General features: G+C 43.2%; 20 protein-coding genes and 1 tRNA gene. 6 read left to right on the forward strand and 15 right to left on the reverse strand.

What is annotated here, in order from left to right; all coding sequences use genetic code 11:
- Positions 1 to 221: 221 nt before the first annotated feature.
- Positions 222 to 1,442 (reverse strand): site-specific integrase, encoded by a 1,221-nt coding sequence (locus HMPREF1536_RS22355; protein ID WP_005868395.1) that lies wholly within the window; start codon positions 1,440 to 1,442, stop codon positions 222 to 224.
- Between the two features lie 242 nt (positions 1,443 to 1,684).
- Positions 1,685 to 1,757: transfer RNA gene (locus HMPREF1536_RS22360), tRNA-Lys, on the reverse strand.
- Between the two features lie 319 nt (positions 1,758 to 2,076).
- On the opposite strand from HMPREF1536_RS22360, the gene ettA reads away from it, so the two are divergent.
- From ettA to HMPREF1536_RS22375, 3 genes are all read left to right on the forward strand, one after another.
- Positions 2,077 to 3,765 carry an energy-dependent translational throttle protein EttA gene (gene ettA / locus HMPREF1536_RS22365; protein ID WP_028728134.1) on the forward strand — a complete coding sequence of 563 codons (1,689 nt, stop codon included), beginning with the start codon at positions 2,077 to 2,079 and terminating at the stop codon, positions 3,763 to 3,765.
- Positions 3,766 to 3,788: 23 nt separating this feature from the next.
- Positions 3,789 to 4,442 (forward strand): 3-keto-disaccharide hydrolase, encoded by a 654-nt coding sequence (locus tag HMPREF1536_RS22370; protein WP_028728135.1) that lies wholly within the window; start codon positions 3,789 to 3,791, stop codon positions 4,440 to 4,442.
- Positions 4,443 to 4,557: 115 nt separating this feature from the next.
- The gene (locus HMPREF1536_RS22375) at positions 4,558 to 5,985 is read left to right on the forward strand and encodes a mechanosensitive ion channel family protein (RefSeq protein ID WP_044192429.1); all 1,428 of its coding nucleotides are present in this window, start codon (positions 4,558 to 4,560) and stop codon (positions 5,983 to 5,985) included.
- On the opposite strand, the gene HMPREF1536_RS22380 is transcribed toward HMPREF1536_RS22375, so the two are convergent.
- From HMPREF1536_RS22380 to HMPREF1536_RS22440, 13 genes are all read right to left on the reverse strand, one after another.
- The gene (locus HMPREF1536_RS22380; protein WP_028728137.1) at positions 5,982 to 6,323 is read right to left on the reverse strand and encodes a hypothetical protein; all 342 of its coding nucleotides are present in this window, start codon (positions 6,321 to 6,323) and stop codon (positions 5,982 to 5,984) included. The two genes, HMPREF1536_RS22375 and HMPREF1536_RS22380, sit on opposite strands and share 4 nt — an antisense overlap.
- A gap of 17 nt (positions 6,324 to 6,340) precedes the next feature.
- On the reverse strand, positions 6,341 to 6,643 hold the full coding sequence (locus HMPREF1536_RS22385) for an HU family DNA-binding protein (protein WP_028728138.1): 303 nt from the start codon (positions 6,641 to 6,643) through the stop codon (positions 6,341 to 6,343).
- An 8-nt stretch (positions 6,644 to 6,651) separates the two neighbouring features.
- The gene (locus tag HMPREF1536_RS22390; RefSeq protein ID WP_028728139.1) at positions 6,652 to 9,537 is read right to left on the reverse strand and encodes a fimbrial protein; all 2,886 of its coding nucleotides are present in this window, start codon (positions 9,535 to 9,537) and stop codon (positions 6,652 to 6,654) included.
- A 49-nt stretch (positions 9,538 to 9,586) separates the two neighbouring features.
- Positions 9,587 to 10,561, reverse strand: coding sequence for a hypothetical protein (locus HMPREF1536_RS22395; RefSeq protein ID WP_028728140.1), 975 nt, complete (start codon positions 10,559 to 10,561; stop codon positions 9,587 to 9,589).
- 373 nt (positions 10,562 to 10,934) lie between these two features.
- Entirely contained in the window at positions 10,935 to 11,729 is a 795-nt protein-coding gene (locus HMPREF1536_RS22400; protein WP_028728141.1) for a DUF6261 family protein, read from the reverse strand.
- 216 nt (positions 11,730 to 11,945) lie between these two features.
- On the reverse strand, positions 11,946 to 13,160 hold the full coding sequence (locus HMPREF1536_RS22405; protein WP_028728142.1) for a fimbrial protein: 1,215 nt from the start codon (positions 13,158 to 13,160) through the stop codon (positions 11,946 to 11,948).
- Between the two features lie 12 nt (positions 13,161 to 13,172).
- Positions 13,173 to 14,294 (reverse strand): fimbrial protein, encoded by a 1,122-nt coding sequence (locus HMPREF1536_RS22410; protein WP_028728143.1) that lies wholly within the window; start codon positions 14,292 to 14,294, stop codon positions 13,173 to 13,175.
- A 30-nt stretch (positions 14,295 to 14,324) separates the two neighbouring features.
- On the reverse strand, positions 14,325 to 15,230 hold the full coding sequence (locus HMPREF1536_RS22415; protein WP_044192465.1) for a FimB/Mfa2 family fimbrial subunit: 906 nt from the start codon (positions 15,228 to 15,230) through the stop codon (positions 14,325 to 14,327).
- Between the two features lies 1 nt (position 15,231).
- Entirely contained in the window at positions 15,232 to 16,383 is a 1,152-nt protein-coding gene (locus tag HMPREF1536_RS22420; protein ID WP_028728145.1) for a fimbrial protein, read from the reverse strand.
- A 21-nt stretch (positions 16,384 to 16,404) separates the two neighbouring features.
- Positions 16,405 to 17,532, reverse strand: coding sequence for a fimbrial protein (locus HMPREF1536_RS22425; RefSeq protein WP_028728146.1), 1,128 nt, complete (start codon positions 17,530 to 17,532; stop codon positions 16,405 to 16,407).
- Between the two features lie 123 nt (positions 17,533 to 17,655).
- Positions 17,656 to 18,891: a fimbrial protein gene (locus HMPREF1536_RS22430; protein WP_028728147.1), complete on the reverse strand. Its 1,236-nt coding sequence runs from the start codon at positions 18,889 to 18,891 to the stop codon at positions 17,656 to 17,658.
- A gap of 219 nt (positions 18,892 to 19,110) precedes the next feature.
- Entirely contained in the window at positions 19,111 to 20,910 is a 1,800-nt protein-coding gene (locus tag HMPREF1536_RS22435) for a hybrid sensor histidine kinase/response regulator transcription factor (RefSeq protein WP_028728148.1), read from the reverse strand.
- Positions 20,911 to 21,427: 517 nt separating this feature from the next.
- Positions 21,428 to 21,709 carry an HU family DNA-binding protein gene (locus HMPREF1536_RS22440; RefSeq protein WP_028728149.1) on the reverse strand — a complete coding sequence of 94 codons (282 nt, stop codon included), beginning with the start codon at positions 21,707 to 21,709 and terminating at the stop codon, positions 21,428 to 21,430.
- A gap of 248 nt (positions 21,710 to 21,957) precedes the next feature.
- On the opposite strand from HMPREF1536_RS22440, the gene HMPREF1536_RS22445 reads away from it, so the two are divergent.
- From HMPREF1536_RS22445 to HMPREF1536_RS22455, 3 genes are read left to right on the forward strand one after another with little or no spacing between them, the layout of a single operon-like run.
- Positions 21,958 to 23,016, forward strand: coding sequence for a fimbrial protein (locus tag HMPREF1536_RS22445; RefSeq protein WP_081693340.1), 1,059 nt, complete (start codon positions 21,958 to 21,960; stop codon positions 23,014 to 23,016).
- Positions 23,010 to 23,849 (forward strand): FimB/Mfa2 family fimbrial subunit, encoded by an 840-nt coding sequence (locus HMPREF1536_RS22450; protein WP_028728151.1) that lies wholly within the window; start codon positions 23,010 to 23,012, stop codon positions 23,847 to 23,849. The genes HMPREF1536_RS22445 and HMPREF1536_RS22450 overlap by 7 nt, the downstream gene beginning before the upstream one ends.
- A gap of 4 nt (positions 23,850 to 23,853) precedes the next feature.
- The gene (locus tag HMPREF1536_RS22455; protein ID WP_028728152.1) at positions 23,854 to 26,232 is read left to right on the forward strand and encodes a hypothetical protein; all 2,379 of its coding nucleotides are present in this window, start codon (positions 23,854 to 23,856) and stop codon (positions 26,230 to 26,232) included.
- The last annotated feature ends 129 nt before the right edge of the window (positions 26,233 to 26,361 follow it).

Below are 26,361 nucleotides of genomic sequence, written 5' to 3' on the forward strand. Positions count from 1 at the left end.
TATTTAGTCTGTGCAAGTCTTTAGATAAAAATACGCTCGAAATGCAATGAGAGGAAGATTTTTATCTAAACCGAAGGCTTGGACTTGAACAGGCTAAATACGGAAATTACCTTTGTCAATGCTTCATATTGGGTTCTGGAAAACTTACTTTAAAAGAAAAGGGTTGAGAAAATGAAGTTCATTATTCCCAATCCTTTTTTCTATATTGGCTACTGCCTTATTTATATAGCCAATTCCGACAAGCAGCTATTCACTTTCTGCATATCCTTTAGAATATTCTGATCCAGTACCCGTGCGTAGTGTTTCGTCACGCTGGTATCTGCATGACCTAACATCTTGGCTACATTTTCCATACTTACGCCATTTGCAAGGCACACGGAAGTGGCATAGCTATGTCTGGCCGTATGAGTGCTAAGATTTTTATGAATTCCGCACACATCGGCAATTTCTTTCAAATAACTGTTCATGCGTTGATTACACAATACAGGTAAAAGTTTTCCGGTACACTCTGCCACATCCTTATATTTATCAAGTATAGAAGCTGCTACAGGCAGCACAGGAATGTTGCACATGATTTTTGTCTTTTGGCGGTTCTTTCTTATCCAAAGCTCCCCTTTGTTGTCTTTTACCAAGTGTTCGGGTGATAAATCTTTCACATCGCTGAACGCCAATCCAGTAAAAATGCAAAAGATAAAAACGTCACGTACCTGTTCTACTCGCTTAATCGTGAATTCTTTTGCAAGAATAATTTTAATCTCGTCCATCGTCAGGAACTCAGGATCGGTTTCTTCCAGTTTGAAGCGATAGTAAGCAAACGGATCTTTCTTTATCCAGTCGTTTTCCAAAGCAATACGGATAATCTTCTTCAAGTTCTTCAATCGGGTGATAGCTGAATTCTGCGCACAACCTTTTTCAATTTTCAAAAAAGCATCGAACTTAGAAATAAAGTTGGCTTCCAAGTTGTTTAGGGCAATATCAGATAATTGATATTCTTTCTTTATGAATTCCTCTAAATATCGGGTAGTGGTTTCATACCGTTGAACGGTCTTACTAACGAAGTCCTTACCGATTAGCTTACGGCTTTGTTCGTTATGCTCTCTGAATACTTGCAATAGCGTTTTACTATCTTCATCCACCCCATAATATAGCTTTCTCATAAGATCGACTGTAATAGTCTTACCTGTGGATTCCAGTTCTCTATAAATTTGGTGTATGCGAGAGCGTGTGATTTCCAAGTAGTGGTTCAGTTCCACCGACATACGATCTTTTCCTTTGGAGTTTTCTTTTGCCTGATTCCATAGATTTACAGGACAGCTTCTTTTTACTAAAACATCTACCATACAGCCGTTTACAGTAATTCTCATGCACACGGGTGCTTCTCCATTCTTTAATAATCTGGCTTTCTTGATAAAGAATAGCACATTGAAGGTTTTTCTAGCCATTTTTACATCGTTTTTAGAGTTACAAAACTATGTATTCTCTTCCAAAGTACGACCATGCAAAATGCTATGAATCAGTGAGAAAGAAGCTAAATCGTGGGACTTTTTTCAGCCTGATTTATGTACCACGATTTGCACACCAACAATATGCTTGAAACGGCTATTTTCTGCTATCTGCCAGAAAAAAGAAATCCCTGATAATGTCTGATTATCAGGGATTTGCTTGATTTTTCTTTTGTTTTCAGTGATCCGCCTGGGGTTCGAACCCAGGACCCCATCCTTAAAAGGGATGTGCTCTACCTGCTGAGCTAGCGAATCATCCGGTGCGTTACTTCTGTAATGCGGGTGCAAAGATAAGGGGTTGATTTATATTATGCAAATATTCCAATGATTTTTTTGCAGGTTTTTTCACATAGGAGACAGAACTTGCTGGCTTACTGCATATAACGAAACAGTATATTTTCCGCATACTTTCTGTAGTAACACTTCCGCCTGTTCATTATCGCCCCAATCATCTGCATAATAAAGAGGAAGAATGAGACGAATCAAGGGGGAAGCAGGATAATTATTTTAAAATCTAAAGATATTTATGTATGTTTGTCCTGGAAAAAAAATCATAATATACATACTTAAAAATATGGCAGACGACAAGAAAATTATTTTCTCGATGGTGGGTGTGAGCAAGACTTTCCCTCCTCAGAAACAAGTGTTGAAAAATATTTATCTGTCCTTCTTCTATGGAGCTAAGATCGGGATTATCGGCCTCAACGGCTCCGGTAAATCTACGTTGCTGAAAATCATTGCCGGTATTGAAAAAGAATATCAGGGAGAAGTTGTATTTTCGCCCGGCTACTCGGTGGGTTATCTGGAACAAGACCCGAAACTGGAAGCCGGCAAGACGGTAAAAGAGATCGTACAGGAAGGTGTGCAGGATATCGTAGACACATTAAAGGAATATGAAGAAGTGAACGAAAAATTCGGCGACCCCGAAGTACTGGATGATCCGGATAAAATGGATGCGCTGATCGCACGCCAGGCTGAACTCCAGGACAAGATCGACGCAACCGACGCATGGAACCTCGACAGCCGCCTGGAACGGGCGATGGATGCCCTGCGCTGTCCGCCCGAAGACCAGGTCGTGGATACGCTTTCCGGTGGTGAACGCCGCCGCGTGGCCCTTTGCCGCCTGCTGCTTCAGCAACCGGATGTGTTGCTGCTCGATGAGCCGACCAACCACTTGGATGCCGAATCAATCGACTGGTTGGAACAGCATTTGCAGCAATATGCGGGTACGGTAATATGTATCACGCACGACCGTTACTTCCTCGACCATGTGGCCGGTTGGATTCTTGAACTCGACCGTGGCGAAGGTATTCCCTGGAAAGGCAATTACTCTTCCTGGCTGGATCAGAAGACTAAGAAGATGGCGATGGAAGAAAAGCAGGTCAGCAAACGCCGTAAGACACTCGAACGCGAGCTGGAATGGATCAACATGGCTCCCAAAGCCCGTCAGGCTAAGGGTAAAGCCCGTTTGAACTCATACGAAGCCTTACTGAACGAAGACCAAAAAGAGCGCGAAGCCAAGCTGGAAATCTTTATCCCGAACGGCCCTCGTCTGGGTAACAAGGTGATCGAGGCACAGCATGTGGCCAAAGCCTTTGGCGAAAAGCTGCTGTTCGACGACCTCAATTTCATGCTCCCTCCTAACGGTATCGTTGGTGTGATCGGCCCGAACGGTGCCGGTAAAACAACGCTCTTCAAGATGATCATGGGAATGGAAAGCATCGACAAGGGGACATTTGAAGTGGGCGAAACAGTGAAAGTCGGCTATGCAGACCAAACACACAAGGATATCGACCCAAAGAAAACGGTTTTCCAGGTCGTTTCTGGCGGCCAGGAATTTATCCGCGTGGGCGGCAAAGAGATCAACTCGCGCGCTTACCTGTCACGTTTCAACTTCGCAGGAGCCGACCAGGAGAAACTTTGCGGCGTATTGTCCGGTGGAGAACGCAACCGCCTGCACCTAGCCATCACGCTGAAGGCCGAAGCCAACGTTTTGCTGCTGGATGAGCCGACCAACGATATCGACGTGAACACGCTGCGTGCCCTGGAAGAAGGCCTGGAGAACTTCGCCGGATGTGCCGTTGTCGTTTCGCACGACCGCTGGTTCCTCGACCGTATCTGTACGCATATCCTGTCGTTCGAAGGCGATTCGAATGTGGTATTCTATGAGGGAACTTATTCCGAATACGAAGAATACAAGCGCAAACAGGGTGGCGACACCGAACCGAAGCGCGTTCGTTACCGCAAACTTATTGTTGATTAATCACATATAATTCATTTAGTACCATGAAAAAAAGAATGCTTTGCATGGCAGCGGTTGCTGCCGCCTTTTTGTGTTTCGGAAGTGATGCGAACGCACAAAAGACAACCAAGTTGTTCAACGGAAAAGATCTTTCAAACTGGAATTTCGTTGTCGATAAAAATTCTGTCCGGCCCGAACAGGTTTATTCCGTAAGCGACGGCGTGATCAAGATCACCGGACAGCCTTTCGGTTACATGTACACGAAAGAGAAATACGACAATTATAAATTGCACGTGGAATGGCGTTGGCCGAACGGCGACCAGAATGCGAACAGCGGTATCTTCCTGCTGATTGCCGAACCGAAAAACCCGTTCCCGAACGGAATCGAGTGTAACCTGATGTTGGGCAGTGCGGGTGACTTTGTCTTGTTGGGCGGTTCCGACCTGGCACAGTATCAGGGCAAGCCGGGCGAACCCCGTCCCGGTTTTCCGGTGGTCAAGAAGAATGCGCCAAGCAGCGAAAAACCGGCCGGAGAATGGAATGAAGCCAATATCTACGTGAAAGACGGAAAGATCAACGTTTATATCAACGGCGTTTATCAGAATACCGGATGGAACAAGCAAAAAGAAGGTTACATCGGCCTGCAGAGCGAAGGTAAAGAAGTGGAGTTCCGTAACGTAACGATCACTCCCTGGTAACAACGGACGGAACAAAAGGATCATAGGAAAGGGTGGATAGAATTTTTATCCACCCTTTCAACGTTTCGTATTCTATATTGTTGTATGTAAATCAACAATAAATACGAACGCCAAAATGAAACAGTACAGAGCTTTATGGTTTTTCCTACTCTTATCGCTTCTGCATACAACGGCAAATGCCCAGTTGCAGAATGTCATCAAGGATATTTTCCAGGCTGATACAACCCTGACACATACAGACTCGTCCGCCATACAGAAAGCAGACGGCACATTCAAATTAAAAGCAGGCCAGATCCAAAAACTAGACTCGCTGCACCGGGAGGCAGTTGCCAAACTGAAAACGGACAAGCTTCACGAAAATTGGTGGGAAACCGGAAAACACGTCCTTTATTTCGTGCTGGTGCTGTTAGGACAATACCTGCTGTTCCGCCTTTCGTCGTGGCTGTATAAAAAGGCGAAAGCACGGATCGAGTTACTTAAAGACACCAAACTGAAGCCGATCTCGATCCAGAACTACGAGATACTGGACACGCAAAAACAGGTAAAGCTGCTGGTCTTTCTGGCAAGCATCCTACGCTATCTGTTGTTGTTCATCCTATTGGTGCTGACCATACCGATCCTCTTCTCGATCTTCCCGCAAACCAAAGAACTTGCCTACAAGATTGCCTATTACATCTGGAATCCGGTTAAAAGCATCCTGATAGGAATACTGGATTACATTCCCAACCTTTTTACGATCATCGTGATCTGCCTGGTTATAAAGTATGTGATCAGGGGCATCCGCTACCTGGCCACGGAAATAGATGCGGGAAGATTGAATATTAACGGATTTTATACGGACTGGGCGATGCCGACCTATCATATTATCCGTTTCCTGTTGTACGCATTCATGATTGCCATGATCTATCCTTATCTGCCCGGAGCCAATTCGGGTGTGTTTCAGGGAGTGTCAGTCTTTGTCGGTCTGATCGTTTCGTTGGGGTCGAGCACGGTGATCGGGAATATCATTGCCGGATTCGTGATCACTTATATGCGTGCCTTCAAGCAAGGCGACAGGATCAAACTGAACGATACGGTGGGGAATGTGATTGAAAAGACGGCCTTCGTCACCCGCCTCCGCACGATAAAGAACGAGATCGTGACGATACCGAACTCATTCATCATGTCGTCACAGACAGTCAATTACAGTTCGTCGGCACGAACTTACGGACTGATCATCCATTCCGAAGTGACGATCGGATATGATGCGCCCTGGCGGAAAGTACACCAGCTTCTGACAGATGCGGCGCTGGCAACGCCCGGTGTAATGCCCGAGCCGGCTCCTTTTGTCCTTGAAACGTCTTTAGAGGACTTCTACCCTGTCTACCAGATCAACGCTTATATCCGGGATGCGGATAAGATGACGGCCATCTATTCGGATTTGCACCAGAACATACAAGATTATTTCGACAAAGCCGGAGTAGAAATCATGTCGCCGCATTATACGGCGTTCAGGAACGGGAATGCATCCACGATCCCAAAGGAAGAGCCGGCCGGCAATTAGGCCGGCATCCCGTCGAGTTGTTCCGCTTTCCACTCCACAAAACCGTCGATGCGGCCGGGGATCTGGAAAAGAACCTGGTCGTCCCCTACTCTTTTCAGGACTGCGGAGCGGAACAGGGGAAGCCGCATTTTATCGATGTTGAAAGAAGCCTTCATCAGAATGACTTCGTAACCATCGTGCACTATTTCCTTGTTGAGAACAACCGGAAATTCCTTTGCCAGATAATAAGCAGAACGTTCGTAAGCACACCAGTTATCCCCTTCGAGATAAAGGTAAACGTACTTCTCGTTATCTACTTCATTCAATAAGATCGATTCTACGTTGAGTGCTTGTTTCATAACACGAAATTTAGTTGTTATACATTTTTGTCGGGTTCTTCGTTCTGCGGGTTCAGATGTTCCAGCAGGAATTTGCCCGGTTTGAATTTCACGCTGTTGCGGGGAGCGATCATACAGACGGTATTCTCGCGGGGATTCCTCGCCGGTCTTGCCGTCTGCTTCCATAAAGTGAATGAGCCAAATCCCATCAAACCGACTTCGCCGTCCTTCAACAGAGCTTTCTCCACCTCTTCTTCCCACACTCTGATATATATTGCAGCTTCCTCCTCTTCCAACAAGAGTCGGCCGGCTACTCTTTTTATTAAATCTGATCGGTTCATGTTAGTGGTTATTTTGTATCTTTGACACAACGATATTTTATTATTTCATCATCACCTGACCAAGAACCAGGCCACATACCCATTGTTGGTACAGAATTTCCATCATTCCTACTAGCTATAAATCCACAATAAGAATTGTCTGAAGTACCTTTTGTACAACTAAAGAGACTGATAGTCCCTACGCCTTCTTCTTTCTTATAAAAAGAAATAATAAATAATTCCCTTTGATTTGGGAGACGCCAACCATCCCCCGCATTCTCACAAGGATTTTTAGAAGCAGCCCCAGAAGCTGTAAAATCTCCCTCTTGCATTACTCCAACCTCAAAAGATTCCGGTAATTTATTTTCCTCATCAAAAATATCATGACCGAAAGTTAACGGACCACTGACACTACTTCTTTTCGCTTTTGAGTTTAAACGATTAAAAGAATAAGATTTAAATGTATGATCTAAATTGTCAAAATTGCTTGGATAACTATCCCCAGGCACATATGAATAAGACTTTTCAGACGGAGTAACAAAATCTGTCGTTTCTCGAACTATACTTCTCAAGTTACGTATACAACGATAGGGATATTCTCCTGACTTAAGATAAGATAAAGATAGTCCTTTAGACGGATATAAAACATAGTATCCATAGTTGTATGCAGAATTACTCATAATTGGAACCTCTGAGGATGCAACCGTATTATTATACAATCGAACCTCTTTTGGCAAAGCATCTTTTCCAACAACCAATCCCATATATTGTGTAATTGCCGGTAGATACCAACGCACCTCATCTTTATCTATTATGCCATTACCATTTATATCACGATTTTTTGTCAGACAGGCATACTCAATATGATTCTTCTCAGGATGCAACATATTATTGTTATAATCAATATATGTTGTCCAATCAGGAAAAGGATCAGGATAATAAAAATTGTATTGTTGATCTTCTGTAGCACCTAAAGATAGCCATGTATTACGTATACCTTGATGAAAACTTGTTTTTTGAGGTATCTTTTTTTCTGGAGATAAATTCTCCCCTTCCTGCATCCACTCTACTCCATAAGCGTTTATAGAATGATCTTTATCCAGTTCATCCAAATCATAAATCGTACTGATCGACTTCTGGGAGAATGTATATGATGCCATATTAATAGTACTTGTACTTGATGGATCACTATTCGGTTTATAATAAGTACATATTTGGATTGTACGAGGTTGCTGATTTATAAATTTGCTAAGAGCCAGATCATCATCATCATCATCACCATAATAATATTCATCAATAAAACAGGTGTAACGAATTAAAGCGGACTCATCATCACTATCAAAAGGATCATCAGCAGCAGGGTTATGCTTATAATAATAAGCATTAAACAAGTCCTCTTTAAAGCCCTCCGAATCCAGAGGGAAATCAGAAGTATTTTCCTTATACTTCATGAAACCTTCATATCCTTTTGTATTCCTTTTATAAGTTACCCAATCAATATCATCCGTTCCATTTGTTGCGAAATTATTCTTCGGAGTTGATGCATATATCAGGAATTTATTCTTGAATATATTAAGTGCAGTTTCATATTGCTCATCTGTTCCTGCTTCCACATCAAATGTTGCTTCATATTTCGATATTAAATCACCTATTTCCTTTCTTGAAAAAGAAATGACAGTCGTTTCATAATGTGCATCGAAAGTTCGGACATTATTTGAAGAGACAAACATATCACCGTCTCCTCCCCAAAATTGCTTATCTTCACCTTCCTTTTCTACTTCGACTATCAACTTATCTACACCTATCACATTAACCTTATAGACATAACGGTAATTACGGGAAATGCTGAAATTATTAAATTCCTTCCCATAACCTTTGTCTGTCCAATCTCCCAAATGTATGTAATAGGTTGTAAAAGCTTTTACATACTTTCCTGGAGATTTATCTGTACCTATTACTTGATCCGTCTGTCCGATATAAGTTCCTTTCAGGATCACATAGGTGGAGTAAGCAGGAGCATTAACGAAGCTACAAGGGCTGGACTTCTGTTTTTCACGTTCATCATAGGAAGAAATCGTATTAACAGACGTTTTCCTGTTTTCCATCATCAAAAAAGAGAAACCGACTTTTCCTTCTTTAGTCGTAAAAACCGAACTTTCTTTGGAAGATTCATAATCACTACTATTGCCCGGATAATCGCTATCCTGCTCCACTACCTTTGCGTATTGAGGGACATTTACTACTTGCCAACTATCGGCAACAAAATCTGCACCAGTATTAGAATAAACTTCAAATCTAATGGAAGACATTATTCTTTTTAAGTCGATATATCCACTTCCACCTGCAGAGCTAAGTAGAGAGCCATCTTTAACAACACAGTATCCTTCATCCTCACCCGCAGCATTCTCGCTGACAAAACAGCCACTCATCAAAAACTGATTATCGAGTACTGAAATATTATTCTCTTGCAATTTGACCGATAAATTTTTCAAATCATCCAAATTCTTGACACTTTTCAATTCATCTTCCAGATTATTGAATATCGAACTTTTATAATTTGCAACAGCGTACACATACCTTTTACCGGAAAGAGTATTAAATGTTACAGTCTTATCTTTGATCTCATCAGATGTAAACAAATGAGGTGTGCCGACAATATTTTTCGTACCGTCTGCCGCTTTTTTAAAGATCAGGATTGCCAACGTATAGACCGGATCTTTATCGTCATTAAAATCCGTAGCTCTTGTATCGATCTTCATGGCTTCAGAAGTTCCGAATGAAACCGTGGCTGTTACGGGTATCCCTTCTTCGACTTCAATACCTTTTCCCGGGCCGACAAGAGTTTCATCCGAACAAGAGACAAGTATAAAAAGACTTGCCAATAAGCTGAATATGTTTTTGCCAGAATGTATCATAATATTTTATTTTTTATTTATCAATTGTGGATGTATAGCAAATACAAGATTAATTGAATGTTATTTCGTCTTGTTCGATCGTTTCAATTTCATGCAACTTATAAGTAAATGTCGGATCACAATTAACACTTACCGATAGAGCTGTTTCAATAGTAAGCTGATAAGATTTTCCATTTTCCAAAACAGATAACAGAGAACCGTCTTTTTGGAAAGGAACCGATATTGTTTTTTCAATAGTTACATCTTCTTTTCCAGCTGTAGAAATAACGATCTCAACGTTCAATTCCAGAGAAGGATCATTCAGTTTGTATGTATAGAAATGGAAGTTATTATCGATAGGTTCTGTTGCTTCTGACGGAGTTCCTACTGCTCCGGGTTCAAATGAAGAAGTGTTTTGTACTTTTGCTTTATAGCTAATAGCATTGATGCGTGCTGTTACATCTCCTTCACCCGGTTCATTGCCATTTACGCTTGCTGTTTCTGCCACATTTACCAGAACGCGAGCAGAAAGTTGAGATAGCTCAATAGTCACAGTTTCATTAACATTGGATATTTCCTTTTCAATTGACGAACCGACTTTTACAAGGTCATCTAAGCTGCCAAAAACCTGATTTTTAAATTCAGTAGAAGTGTAAATAGCATCGAACAGTGATTCATCTGTTTCATTAAGATTTGCGATTACAAAAATATCAACAAAACCTTCTTTAGTGTCAACTTCCAGTTTCAAACCCGTAACAGCACCACCAGTCGCAGTATTTTTACCTCTTACATAACCGATGCGTTCTTTTGATACGTGTTCGAAGACTGCTATAATATAATTATTAATTGCAGTATCTTCTGATGTCAATGAATTGGCTTCAGCTTTCGTATCTACCCCTTCCGTCATCATGCGTACAGATATAGAAGTTGTTCCGTTATTTACGTTTGTGTTTGTCATATTGTCGTCGATACCTTCTATTTCAGAAGAACAAGCTGCGAATGACAGAACCATTAAGATTGCTAAGATGATATTTTTTGCGTTCATAGGAATGAATGTTTTTTACTATTAAAATTTTACCCTTACGTTTACGATGCAAATGTACGGCAAGCCCGGATAGCGGACGATAGGCAAATATTACACTCAAGCGGGGTATTTTTTAAAGCCTTGATTTTGATATAAACACCCTATGAAAACGATAAATACACCTTACAAAAAACAGCTGTTCAACGAAAAAAATCACTTAAAAATCTGATGAAAAAATATTCTCATGAAAATTGAGAAAAATACCATACAACGTGAGAATATCCGCTTTTTTAATGAATACCCACATTGAAGAGGCATTTATTTCAAACAAAAAGGGGAAACGACCGACAGAATGACGGCGCTCCCCCTTTCTTCTCAAAAATACAACACGTCATTATTCAATTACCGGACGGTCATCTTCACCGCCACCGCTACCACCCGGAGTATCGGGGTCGGTTGGAGTGTCGGGGATTAACGGGGCATCCGACGGAGAAGTAACGGATTGTTTTAAAACCTGCTGTTTATAGTGTACTATCTCCTGATTTTGCAAAGTGATCAGATTCTTATAAAGGGAATCGCCTTCCACTGCGGCATGCGCATTAATCAGTTTGACTACTTCCTGATAAGCAGCATCGGTAATCTTACGGGCTTCAGCCAGTTTATAGGCCGGTTGTTCCAGCAATTCCTTGTTACGGCTGTCTGTGTAATTGCGGACAGCGAAGTTCGATTCTTTCAGTTGAGTGAGAAACATTCCCAGGCCCAATTTTTCGACCTCGGCGGCATACTTGTTTTCCAGGTCGTTGATCAGGTTGAGCATCAGACCGGTTTCCTTATCTAACTGGTCTTTGGTTTTTATGTTATAATCCTTGATCAATTGCGAAACTTTAATGGCCGCATCGTGAACGGCTGTATCGGAAACGGCCAGTTGTGCCTTCACAATGTTTTTTATAGCAATAAAAAGGGAGTCACGTTTACTGTCGAACTCGGCGATCTTATCCGTATTCAGGCTTTTTTGCGAAATTTTCAGGGCTTCATCTTCGAGGTCGATTGTCTGTTTATAACAAGCCAATGCTTCCGTGATCTTTTCTTTTACTGCCGTCTCGGCATCGATACGGGCATAAAAGTCGGTGTTGTAGAGGAAATGCGCTCCGTTATTCATACGAACTACGCTAATTTTGTTGATTTCCATGTTATAAAATTTTTTAGGTGAATATTCTTCTTGCAGAGCTTCAGAAGCTCCGCGCTGTCCCGCTGAACAAAAAAACGTGCTTCAAAACGTCCGCGCTGCCGGTTTGGGGGTTCTGACGTGCTGCAAGACCTCCAATCCGGCGGCGCGGACGCTTTGAAGCTCTGCAAGACCTCCCGCGGGACAGCGCGGACGTTGTGCAGAGCTTCAAGGGGTTTATCAGTTTACTCCTTCATGCTGGGTTTCTTCGACAGACCAGTCGTCGGGAGTGACGGTTACGATTGCAGAAGCGTTTTCGCGGTAGGTCTCGTCACCGGAGCCTTTTCCGGTGATCGTGGCGCTGATGCGGATCACGTAATTGCGGATTATACCGGGGAGCAGCTTCTCCTGGGTATCTTTCATATCTTTCAGGCGGACAAAGAAATAACGGTCTTTCAGGATCGGTTCTTCACCCGTTTCAGGCAATATATCTCCTTTCAGGATCAGCGTGGTAGGCAAGGTGAGTCCGCTTTCCGTATTTTCCGTTACGTAGCAGCGCCAAGGGGTCCCGCCATTTATGTCTTCCGATTCAATGGAACTTCCGCTAGAAATGATAACTGACTCAGCATCTTCTGACGGATTAAATAAATTCAGAGTTTCCAGATAGCTGGCGGAGCCAGACTCCTTACCATCCAGATAGGAAAGCCCGTCAGTTCCGTTTTTCACTTCGACCGACTGATCACCAGTACTACGATCTGTCAGATAAGTATGGCTTTTTACCTGAGTGGCATAAACCCGCTTCAGAAGGAAACGGGCATTGGCTTTTTTCAGGTCGGTGGCATTCTCATCACTCCAGGTCACGCCGATCTTCTCAAAGTCGATACGGCTGGCGGTACGGTAGACTTTGATTGACTCCTTACTAAGGAACTCTTCTTCCGATGCTTCTGTAAAAACTTCTTTGGAACCGATATAATTGGCACCCGGTTTTAATGTCACATTCTTGAACTGGCTGCACATAGGTTGGTTGTCAACCTTAATATCTTTCAAGGCAAAAGTTTCCTCCTTCAATTTCTCGAGCGTTGAAAAGCTCTTATTTCCTACATTGACAAGGATTACATACGTATAATTTGTAATGCTTTTGGCACTGATCCGGATAGTGTCGGGAGTTTTGCTTCCCCCCGCTCCTGCCGCGTAATCCACATAAGACGAAGTCAGCAGGCTACCATCCTCCTTGAACAAGGCTGCACAGATATTATTGATCTTTGCTTCACCCGCTAGCGTTTTAACCGCAGTCGTTGCACGGGGTGAGCTTTTTGTCAGTACCGAGCCGGGAGCGACCGACAACGTCAGCGTTGCATCCTGCGGAACGATCACTTCGGGTTCGTCGTCGCCGGAAGAACAGGAAGCCAGCAAACACAGGGCCAGCAGAAAGGGGGCGATATAGATTGGTTTCATATTATTATTCTTTTATTTTATTTCTTCAGTCTGATGTACATATCCCCATCCGGCCACTTCGACACGAACGTCGAGCGAAGCATCGTCGTCGAAACTGGTTTCCGTGAAAGTGACGTGGAGACGGTAGATATAATTCCGTTTTACGTAATTATGATCGTAGCCGTTCAGCACACCGTTGCGGTTGATCGGCGAAGTGAAGATACGGGTCTGGTTCGATTCCACCAGAGTCGCTTTCACGACCAGTAAGGTCGGGGCGGCATCGGATGAGCTGTTTTCAAAGGCATAGGTTTCGAAAACCGGCGTCAAGCGAGGGGTATTGTCGTTTACTGTCAGGTTGAAATCGCTTCCGAGGTAATCGGACGGATGGGAACCGGGCGCAAAAAGGGAAGCAGCTTCCGAAACACCTGCACCGTATATCAATGCGGCTTGTCCAGCCGGGGCTTCCACTTTGCCCCAGTCCCCTTCACTGAAGAATAAGGATTTACTTTTAACGTTCGCCAAGGCGATATGGTCGATCCGCACCGTACATCCCTTCAGCGAAGAGCCGGCGAAGCGGGTCTGGATGGTATTCATTTCCACACGGGCGGCAATGCGGGTGAGCAACAGCGGGGTGGAAATATTGTCGATGTTCTCCCCTGCCGTAAAGCCGATCAGGTTGTCCTCCCCTTTTACAAGCGCCTGTTCAGTACGGATCACCTGCGTGCTGAAGGTCAGCGACTCTTGCGACTGCGATGCGAGATCGGCCAGGCTCGACTGCAACCCGGCATAAGAACCGATCGAACCGGCAACGCTTTCGGGAAGGTTGGCCAGCACGACAAGCATGATACGTTCCGGCCGTGTTTCTATATCGGTGACAGTCAACATGTCTGATTTGGGATTCTCCACACGCCCGTAACCGATCCGTTCGGAACCGTCGCTATTGAACACATAAGCCGTCAGATTGTGTATATCGCTTTCGCCCGGCAATGCGTTCGGGTCGTCGCCTGACGCCTTACTTTCCGACTGGCTGCGCAATTGCAGCCCGACGGAAAGATTGGCCTGTTCAATCGAAGGCGTTACTGGCTCGTCGTCTTTTGAACAGGATGCCAACAGCATGGCAACAGATATGAATAATATAAATTTATGTAAGATCATCTTTCTAAACCGGTTTAATTGTTGATTGACTTAAAATTCGATATGGTCGTCCACCGTTCCCCAGGGACGGATTGCTTGCCGGACGGAAAGCAGGGAGCCGTTTTCAGCGAAACGGAGCACGACGTAGAGCACACCGGCTTCGGGAGCTTTCAGCGGCTTTCCGTCATCATCGTGAGTAGCAACAGCCAGCGTACGGTCTTCGGCCGTCAGCTCCACGCCCAGATTATCGCCTGAGCACATCCGGTAGTTGGGGGCGAAATATTCTTTGTTTTCATCCCAACCGGCATCAGGCGAGTAATAGACGCTATCCCCGGTCAACTGCCCCTGGTAGTCAAAGCCGCTCAGGGTACGGTTCACATAATAATCGCAATCGATATCTTCGTGGGCCGTTGAGGGGAAATTCTTTTCCAAGGCGTATCTGATATTCTCCGTAACGATATTTACTTGCGAGAGTTTGGGACGGACAACAATCGTATCGTCCTCGTAAATTCCTCCGCCGGCTTTCGTCAGCACCAGGCGGTTGCCGTAGAAAAGATCGTCGGGTGTTTGAGCCAAACCGTCACGGCTTTTAAGCATGACTTTCAAATCTTCAATCAGCTTGCTTTCCGTAACAGTTTGGTTTTCTCCCGAAAGATTTCCCCAGGCTACCACATGTAGGTTACGATCTTCGGGATATATAAGTCTGATCTCTTCGCGGTTGCGTATCTGATTTTGCGTCAGGCGAACCGTTTCCAGATAGGAATAGTCTTCATCGAAAACATAGAGGGAGGCGTCGGTCAGGGCTAATCCCGTGACATCTTCGCCTTTTGCATTTTCGGCTTTCAGGGTCAACTTATAACAGGCTGCAAGGTTTTCCTGAATGCAACCGGTCAGCGTCAAAGCTGCGGTACAAACGGCTGCCAACAGCCATCGACAAGGGTGATTGATCTGTTTCATATTATATTTCGATTTCTTCATCAATTGTTATTGTGTCGAGTGTCACACCTTCCCATGTTTCCACACTGATAGTGACAGACATCTTGACATTATCCTTGTTATCTCCGGGTTCGGGCGATCCTTTTCCCTCGATAGTCGCTTCAATCTTGTAAATGGTGTTACGCTGAACGCCTTTGGCAAGTTTGATACGGTAGTAGCGGTTCGTAAGGACAGCATTACCTGCACCATCATATAAATCGCCTTTGATATAAAGGATGACAGGAGCACTCCCACTCTCTTTTGTATCAGAGTTGGTCATGGCATAAAAATGGGCAAGGTCAATCTTACTCGTTGTTGAATTGATTGTAACATCCTTGCATTCATACAAAAGATTTTTATCGGGTATATTTCCGGTAACAATATCACCACCTGTCTTATCAATACCGCACAAATAACCATCCTCCTTATTTTCCAAAGCATGTTTTTCTGCATCATTCATGAAATCCCAACCTGTCATATCGAACAAATAAGATTTGGGACGGACATTAGCCAGAAACACCTGGGTTAAACGGAATTCCAGACCGTCTATCCCTTGCAGGTCTTTGTTTGTATCTGTATTTTCCCAATTGACATCCAATTTACTCAGATCCACACGGCCGACTACCCGTTTCACTTTTTCACTTATTTCATTCACATTTTTTTTATCACCTTCAATAGCCTTTATCTCTACATCCTGGGCAATGTTGCTCATTACAAAACCATTCTCCCCTCCCTGTTCAGGCAACGAAGCTATCAAGTCATAATAATCTTTCGGAATGAATGAGTTCACCTCTTTGGTGTTGGCCATCACCAACATTTTATATATTCCGGTTTTCAGGGCAACAGTAACTTTTTTCTCACTTTCGCTACCAGTCATTTCCTTGTAAGTATGTCCTATCACTTCATTTTTGGCTGCATCGATAAAAACCACAGTCAGGTTTTTAATTGCGTTCTCTTTTTCGTCACCTGGCTGTGTTTCGGATTCCGCTTTCGTTTTGGCAACGCCATCGACTGCCACAGAGACAGTGACTAAAGCATCTTCACCGCCCGGAGTCGGCGACGGTTGTTCCTCCTTTGAACAGGAAGCCATCAGCAAACCGGACAACAACAGGATGTATATTTTATTTCGTTTCATATCGGATTTGTTTTATCTGGATTAATCAATCGACGGGTTTTCAACGATTTCGCCCCACGCCTGTACTTCTACCATACTGGTAAGTGTGGTATCTGAATTCTTGGGGCCTTTAATGATAGCATCGATCGAGTAGATGACATTACGTCGAACATACAGGTGTTCCGTAACATTCGTGATATCGTCGTGCTGCCTGTTTACTACAATCGGGTAATCGATATTCTTTATTTCCTGTATATTCCCGCTTTTATCTTTATAGCGGTAGGTTCCGCGAATGATCAGGAGCGTGTGCCAGGTTGTTTCCTTCATATTTTCGTAAACGAAATAAGCATTATCTGCACAGTTTGCGATAAGGCCTGTTTCTTCCGTCACACTCCGGAAATCATAATTATAGGCAGTACGCAGGTCGGCGGATAATTTCGGTGCATTGTCTTTATAGACATTTTCGAGGTCGGCATTTTCGCCTGCCAGGAAAAAATCAGGAAGGGAATGATTGGTTACTTCAACGGCACCCCAGTCGTTTTCACTGATATAATGGGAATAATTCTTTACGTTGGTCATAAAGACGGATTCAAGTTTAAAACTTGCCCCATCAGCGTATTGCTCTAAGGGACGCAGGAATAGTTTGTTCAGATAAACACGGGCAACCGTACGGTAGACAGTTACCGGAGAAGCCGTGATCAGGTTCGCTCCTTGTTTTTGCAATCCGATCGTGTTCTTACCGGGTTTCAAAACATAGGAATGTACGCCCGAGCTCATTGTCGGGGTTGTATTTTCGTTTTCAAGTTTTTGGGTGAGGGTCAGAAATTGATCCAGTGAGGTTAAACCGTCGAAAGTTCCTTCCGGTGCGTTGGCAACGAGAAGCATACGGATAGTCCCGGCTTTGAGCGGGGTGATATCTTCAATTGTGTCTGTTTGTCTGACTTCTCGGGCGGCGATCAATTTGTCTGCATTCTCGCCTGAAGTACCGAAAATGGCTACATAAAGTCTATCAATCGCGGAGTCGTTGGCTTTTGAACCGATCTGCGGGATCGTGATGCGTAATGAGAGTGCAGCTTCCCCGGTCTCGTCTATTTCCTGTCCTCCGTCGTGGGAGCAGGATAGCAAAGTGAGAAACAAGAAAACGTTGTAAAATAAAACCCTATTGTTCATATATTAATAGTTTTATATATCGGCAAACCGGAAAGTTTTTAAGAATAAGAATAAATCAATCCGGGGAATTATCCCCCGGATTGATCAGTATGATCCAAATTGGATGTATGAGCTAATTGATTGTTAGTCGATATCCGGGTTAAGAACTACCTGTCCCCAGGGAACTACCTCGATCTTAGAAGTTAAGCTGGCTGCATTACTTTCCGGATCTTCAGTGCCACTACCAGGGCCTGTTATTGTTACATTCAAAAGATATTTTACGTTACGCAATACTCCACAATGTGAAGGGAAACCGGCATCACCTGACACAGGGTCAGTATTGTTGATAACAGTCGTCCAATATGCATCTTCTGATTTTATTATTTCGCCACCTTCAACAGCCCTATACTCATAGTCACCTCTAATAACAAGGAGTGTTGCATTATCTTTAGGTGAAACGATTGTAGATGTTGATGAATTATCATAAACAAATATCCGAGCATCCGGAAATGTTTTCTCAGCAGTTGTACCAGAATAGTCTATCACATTCTCAGATGAGAACAATTTTATATACTTTGAATAAATACCCTGATTGCCATAAATTGTATTACCTGTAATCAAATCTGCTCCTGTATTAACAACCGGGCACCAGAAATTATCCGCTTTTCCAAAGACTGAAACACTGGAACGAACATTCGATACATAAATAGACTTTAATGTAAACTTAGCATACTGACCTTCCTTACCAAATCCTGAACGAGGATTAACTATGATTTTCGGAACCTCTACCCTTGCTACATTACGATAAACTTTAATATTTTCAGTTGCAGCAACAGTTCCTTTATTATCTTCTCCAAATACAGTAGAAGCATTAGTTGCAATAGTATTTCTACCTTTCGCAACAGTGATATCATAAGCGTTACTAGACATTAATAAATTATTTTCATCAATAGAAGCATCTGATATTGCTGTCAAATAACCGGCATAAGTATTATATGACTTAAACATATCTGCAGTAGGATTAGCCACAACCAGTACTTTCACTACTCCTGATTTAACAGAAACACACGCCGTTGTATCTACACCAGGTAAATTATCCTGCTCTGCATAACTAATCAAAGCACCTTCTGCCATACTCGGTGACATTGCACCTGCATTAAACACAGCAATACCAATTTTACCAATAGTATTATATTGGTTATCATCTGCTTTTGTCAAGCTCTTTAAAGTTGAGCCATTATTTCCTACCGAACTAAATGCCACCGTTAGTGTAGCATCCATTTCCAAAGCCGGATCCGGGATATTCGGATCATCATCGTTTGAACAAGCGCTGAATGCGCATGCAACCATAGTTGCGTAAATTAAATTCTGTAATTTCATAACTTATATGTTTTAAATGTGATAAATCATTTTACTACCCTATACTTAAATATCGACTGTCTTGAAGATTAAGATTACTTTGTTGTTTCTTGTTGACAGTGCAAATGTAGACAGCCATATTTTGATCGGCTGGCGGTATATTTATCACTCATGTGAGGTAATTTTTAAATGATAAAAATTCCTACGTTTATTTACATTTATTTTAAAGAATACCATGCTTTATACCCTTACCGGCTGCCCATATTGAGAAGGATTTACACCATATTGCTCGATAAATCGTTTGCGGAAGGTCGCCATATCATTAAATCCAACCATTTCGCAAACCTCCGTAATAGTATATTTCTGCTGCAGGATCAGTTGAGCCGCCCGCTTGATACGGACACTTCGCGTCAATTCCAGAATACTGCAATTGGAGAATGCTTTTACCTTGCGGTAAAGTGTCGGGATACTCATACTCATTTCATCCGCCAGGAATTTTGCATCGAAGCAAGGATCTTCCAGATGCTCTTCAATGGTCTGCACAATCTTATTCATAAAAGCATTTCCTGCGACTTCTATCTCATTGAGCGGAGCAGGTATTTCGACAGACGATTCGGCCGTATCAGGAGCCGATTGCGTATAGAATGCCCGCATTTGCTCCCGACGCTTCAACTGGCTGATCAGTTTACTGCGCAACACTTCCAGGTCGAAAGGCTTGGTGATATAATCATCCGCCCCGGCTTCAATGCCGGCTATCACATCTTCGTTTTCCACTTTAGCCGTCAACATGATAACCACTGTCTGGCTGGTACCCGGATTTGTCTTTATCTCCCGGCAAGCGGTAAACCCGTCTTTTACAGGCATCATGACATCACACAAAATGCCATCGGGGCACTCTTTTTTTGCCATCATCACCCCTTCCTCACCGTTACGGGCTTCCAATATCCGGTATTCTTTTCCCAAGGCCAATTTGAGGAACCAACGTATCTGGTCGCTATCATCGATCACCAACAGTTTTTTACCGGTTTCTTTCTTCTGCGGAATAAGTTGTACGAAACCGGCAATCTCCTCCTTCTGAAAGTCATTGAGGTTAACCAGGCTGCTATCGGGCTCGACAAACTCGACCGGCAATTCCATCAAAGAACGTTTTCCCAACGGGATCAGGATCGTACAACGGGTTCCACCCTGTCCTTCCATTGTCTCCTGTATAAACTTCGCACGAACTGTTTCGGCCATATCAGTGATCTGTTTCAAACCGATACGGGCACTGTCCTGTGCATCCAGTCCGTCATCCTGTATACTCAGCGAACAATAGGGTTTACCGTCTACCTTAACAACCGCTATATTGATCGTGATCTTACCATACATAAATGTATTCTTCAACGAATTGGATAGTAACGTACGCAACGCATACTCCATTTTCCGGCGGTCTACCCATACCCACAAAGCCTGCACCTGGGTATTGATCTTAAAATCGATATTGTTCATAGCAATCCAGTCGACAAACAGGTCGCATATCTGTTTAGTAATATCCACCAGATCGTAGCGGGCTATGCGCATATGGTTCGCCACATCGTCACCGTGGCGTATATCCTGCAATTGATACATCATATCCTGCAAAGCCAGCGTATTACGATAGGCCGACAATACCTGGGTGGAAACAAGCCCGTCGAGTTCGCGATTGAGAACCAACTGTCCCAGGTAGCCCAATATCAACGAGAGAGGCGTACGCATTTCATGTACGGCTTCGACAAAAAAGGAATTGTGAAGCTTTTCCAGTTCTTCAGCCCTTCTGATCGCTTCATTGTATTTGGCTTCGTGTTCCAATCCCCAGCTGTCTGTTTCTTTTATTTTGTTCACCATGAGCTGCTGTATCTCACGATTCTTGATAGTCAGCGTATCAATGGTGCGCTTCAACTCTTCATTTTCCAGCTTGAGCGTTGCCATAGCAGTCTCTCCTTGTTCATTTTCCTTTTCCTGCTTCTGTTTATTATGAAACAGAACAGTAAAAAGCGTTCTAAATTGATTGATCATTTCCATTGTATCCGGATTTATTATTTTTCATTTATTATCTTGTCCGATCTTTTATCCTATTTTTTGCTTTTCAGTAGAATTACGGTAGCTTTTTTATCGATTTTTCGCTGATTATTTATCCCAAACGACTAATCGCACAGGTCGATTTGTAATACAAGGACTACATGTAACGACTGGTTTATAGACACTTAAGACTTACAATACAATTTATACTTAGTTCATACAGAACTATGGTTCAATAAGATAGACAAGAAATTTGTGTTGTTATTCAACACGAATTTCTTGTCGGAAAATAATAGATCGCGAAAAATTGGAGAAGTATAAAAGAATATAGGTACAAGCCATAAGGATTTTTTGTCCTTGAAATGCTACCGGCTTATAATTTGATCATAAAACAGGGAAAATGGGAAAAGGAAGAATATTTTGGGGATACTTTATAAAATAAAGCCTGCAATTAGTTCATATCAGATTATTTTATAACTTTGAAACCGCAAAAGGTAGAGTTCTGTATGAACTAAGTCAATTATTCGGTCTTATTCAGTTTGTCCAGAAGATCTCTGCTTGGCCTTAGACGGACAGTATTTCGGGGAATAAGCATAACCCCCTCTCCCGTCCTGGGATTCCGGGCTAAACGCGACGATTGGGGTTGAAGAAAAATTCTTCCAAAGCCATAAATGGAAACATACTCTTCTGTTTCCAACCCTTCGACCATAATATCCAATATCGTGTTTATATAAGTACGGCTCTCCACCAGACTGATATCCATTTTTTCAGATAGTTTTCGAGCCATCTGCTCTTTGTTCATCTTCTATTTATAATTTATTCAGCAACGACAGGGTGCAAAGTTCGGATTTTCAAGCATACAATGCAATTCACATTTCTTTCATAATATGTTCTATTCTTTCGTTCTCCATCCAAATAAATACTATTTTACTATATATTGATAGAAATATATAAGCGAACGCCATTTTTATATAAGAATCGAAGTTTTGTTTCATCGTAGATTTGCACAATCAAAACCAAAAGATAACATATATTTCAATCAATAAAAAAATGAGAACAACGAGTAAATTAATCACTGTAATGCTTGCATTGGCCTTATTGGGCGCTTGTAGCAAAAATGAAATGAATGAATTAGGTAATGGAGAGAAAGCATCTATCACAATTACACTAAAAGGAGAGAACCTATCTTCTAAAGCAACAGGTAGCACTTCTGACACAGAAACCGACGAACGCAAGATCGTAAATTACAAGGTTTATGTTTTCAGTTATAACAGCGGTGTACTTGAAAAAGAAGTAGACGGAATTGTTAGTAATGGCGTAGCCGGATCAACCCAGATAGACGGATTGAATACAGCTGGTACAAAACGTGTAGTGGTTGTAGCCAATCTTCCCGCCGGATTCCCAGCCATCGACAATTACGACGATTTTGGAATTGCGGCATTCGATCTCGGATTACAAAATCCGGCAAACCGTGCAATAACAGGCCTTGTCATGAGCGGCGAATCATCAGAACTGACATTGACCAGCGGAAGTCCTGTTCCGGTAACCGTAAGTATCAAACGTGTAGTTGCTAAAATAGAATTAGGCTCCGTTACAATCACTCCGGAAGCGGGCCATACGGAAGCGTTTGTTCTGACTCAGGTCAGCATTCAGAAAGCTAAATCGAATGCGAATATAGGTCCTGTGACAATTGTATCGAATGCCCCGTTTTATGGAGGCTTAAGTGGTACGGAAAGTTCTGTTCCCAATCCCGATAACTATTTACTGGATGCGATCTCCACCGATCAGCCGAACGGATCGCCTAAAGTGTTCGACAACTTCTTTTATGTTTTCCCGAACGACGAAGTGGGAGCCGAAACTTTGCTGACCATTACCGGAACATACAAAGGTAATATTACCCATTTCCCATTCCGCATTAACAGCATCGTTTCCGGCACTGCCGACGGAACGCTCATTAAACGGAATACCCGCTATATCCTCAATGTTACACTGAAGAAATTAGGAAGTGGAACAACTGACCCGGATACTCCTGGAGATCCTGCTGCTATAGAAGTAACAGTCACGACCGAAGGTTGGGAAGGTCCGCTGGTACAAGATGTGGAATGGTAAGACCAACGATCAGAGCTATCGTTCCGTTTTTGTTGATCTTATTGCAAACGAGCTGTATCCGTGAAGATTTACAGGAATGTGAAGAAGAATATTTTGTCACAATAAAGGTAGTGGACATACTTACCGGAGAAGATATTACAACCTCCGGAGAAGTCGGTCATGCCGGGTTATTCATCTTTGATGCAAATGAACAACTCCGGTACACGGTCAATGTCGACTCCAATCATATCCGGCAAAAAATTCCGGTTTTGATTACCCCGAAAATAATTGGTCATCATTGGATATCCGTCTGGGGAAACCTGGAAGGATATCCACCTGAGACATCCAGTGGCGATCTCTTTTTTGGTATTACGAAGATCACCGGATCAAAGGTAAGAAATGAAGAGATAATAATTTCCAGGAAAAATGCCCGGATGTACATAACCGTCCGGGGACTTCCGGCTCTGTATAATGCTGCGGATTATTATTTTTCGATCGATCTCAACAATAACGGATATGACCTCAAGGGAACACCAATCCCGCATGCAACAACGATCAAGCAAAATGGCATCACGCTCGAAAACAACGATTTTGTCTCTCTCTCCTCTTTCAGTCTGACCCATACCAACGGCAATAAGGAGGACTATGCAACCATCAGTCTTTACAAAAAAAGACCCGGTACGGAGAATAGAGAAGATATATTAATAGCGAGTATAAATTCTGATTTAAACGGAAACCACATTGTTCTTCCTGCCGGCCAGACTACAAACCTGCTGATCGACTTGTGTCAAGAGATCAACGTCCGTGTCAAAATAAGTCCCTGGGATAAAACAGAACAATGGGTCGAATGGTAATAATATGAATAAAAGATATCAAATATTAAACCGGATAACTGGCTGGCTACTACTTCTGCTGGTATACAGTCTATCAACCTTATCCTGTTCCGACGAATCGTTTATCGGTGATGAGAACGGCAAGCAGGTAGAAAACCGGATGCCTGTCCGGCTGACAATTAACACGCCCGCCACCCAAAAACCGGAAACACGTAACATGAACCTGGAGGAACATATAGAGGAAGTACGCATATTGGTTCTTTCAAAGCCGGCCGCCGAATCCGAATACCAGTTCCTTTACAGCGTGGAGGGAGCGAATATAAGCTATCCCAACAACCATACGACCACATTCACCGCTATGCTCAAATCGTCGGACAATCCAATCAAGCTGATACTAATTACCAATGCCGGTCAAACCATAGCAGAGAAATATCCGGAAGCCGGTGATACAGAAACCCAAATAAAAGAAAAACTGGTATATCAGTTGGGGAATAGCGACGGCTACCCACAACCGATCACCGGTAGTCTGCCCATGTATGGAGAATACTCGCTCCCAAAGCTGGAAGCCGGTAAAGTAAATGATGACATACAAATTAGAATGTTGCGCTCCATTGCCAGAGCCGATATATATAATAATGATGCCACAGGACATTTCCATTTACAAAACGTACAGGTGTTCCGTCCTTATAACAAAATACAGCTTATTCCGGGAAGTACTATCGTCAACAGCAACGGAGGACCGAAAGTCGATATACCTTCCCTACCCGAACAGGCGACCTTCTATCCCGTAGATTTTCCCATGCCACAGCAGGAGACAACATCAGGAGCAACTTCAATCGAACAGATATATCTTCCGGAAGCCCCGGCCCCGGTAACAGATAAACAAATAAGCGATGCGACCTGTCTTATTGCCGGTGGTATTTATGATGACGGCATCTATCCGGCCCGAACCGTTTATTACCGGATCGACTTTAAACCTTCCGGCCATCCGTTCGGACAAATCCTGCGGAATCACCGATATATGTTTCTTATACAGAAAGTTTCAACTGCCGGCTGGGACACACCTGAAGAAGCGGCTGTAAACGCATCTTCCGGTATCATTGCCACCGTCGAATCATGGGATGAACATACGACCGACATGTATTTCGACGGGGAACATCACTATGGCGTTTCAACCCGTCATCTTAAATTACAATACCGGATGAACTCCAAAGGTGTCATTTATATCGATACAGACCTGACAGGCGAGCTCATGCAATGGGTAGATACAGACGGTAACCCCATTGACAATAACGAATTGTCTTCCTCTTTGTCGAGCGCCCGTTTTGAAGTCTCCCTGACCCAGGAAACAGATAGCGATAACAATATCCGGAGAGTGATTCAATGTCGTGCCAAGCAGCCGAACAATAGTTACTCCGACTATTCCGAATATATTATGATACATGTAAACCGTTGGAAGATAATGATAACAATCACTCAATCGGCAAACAGCAGCAGAGACGAAATCATCCATATATTGAGTACCAACGGTATCGGAGGTATCGATTATGCTTCATCGAGACCTATGAAAGCGATACTCGACAACCATTTTGGTGTCGGAAAAACGATCCAGCTCGGAGGAATAGAATATTCCCAGATCCCTATCACTATCAATGAGACTAATTTGCCTTATAGCAAGTTGGTACAACAAGATATTTTAGTACTGGGCTACGACAGCCGGCCTGATTCCGCTTCCGCACGCCGCATCCTGGACTGGCTCGGGGCAAGAAAAAACAGAGTACTTGTCATAGGTACCGACTGGAAAGCCCCCGGCATTAACGACAGTAGCGGTAGCGGACGGCCTGAAACAGCCTATACAACTAATTACCAGTTACTGAAATTACTGCGGGAAGATGTAACCCCTTATTGGTACAACGGAGCAAACAACGAATCAATCGGTGATACAGGCCCTTTACGTTCAGCACTGATTGCCTCATTCGATCCTACTGCTAACAATGACTATTTCTTCCGGACAGGTCCTTTTACAGAATCACTGGCTACAGGGATCACAGACTGTGGCTACTGGATAAGCGATGGCATCTGGGGACGTTTGGATGTCCATTCCTCTAACATCATCCCACTCATCCGTTTCAAGAATGTGGTCAAAGACGACGGCTCCGGCTCACTCCCATCCTACAGTCCCTATCCGGAAGGAGATGGACGGATGATACTGGGAATAGACAAAAAGAAGCGAATCGTTTATGTGGGCGATTCACAGATTTTTGAAATAGGCTCGGGAAATGCCGTAAAAAGAAATTCACGGATCGACAACAATGCCGGTGATCTGACTAACGACTATTCGCGAATCATGGCTAATCTATGGGCTTGGATGATCGAAGAAGTTGTATTAGGAAACAATGAATAACCGTAAATCATAACAAACAAGAAATATGAGTATCCTATTTCAACACAACAACAACAATACATACGAATAAGGAGACAAAACAACGATAAAGCCCGTTTTGTCTCCGCATAATACGTCAGCCAGTCATTA

Origin of the sequence: Parabacteroides gordonii MS-1 = DSM 23371 (assembly GCF_000969825.1) — a bacterium.
GTDB classification, from domain to species: Bacteria; Bacteroidota; Bacteroidia; order Bacteroidales; family Tannerellaceae; genus Parabacteroides; species Parabacteroides gordonii.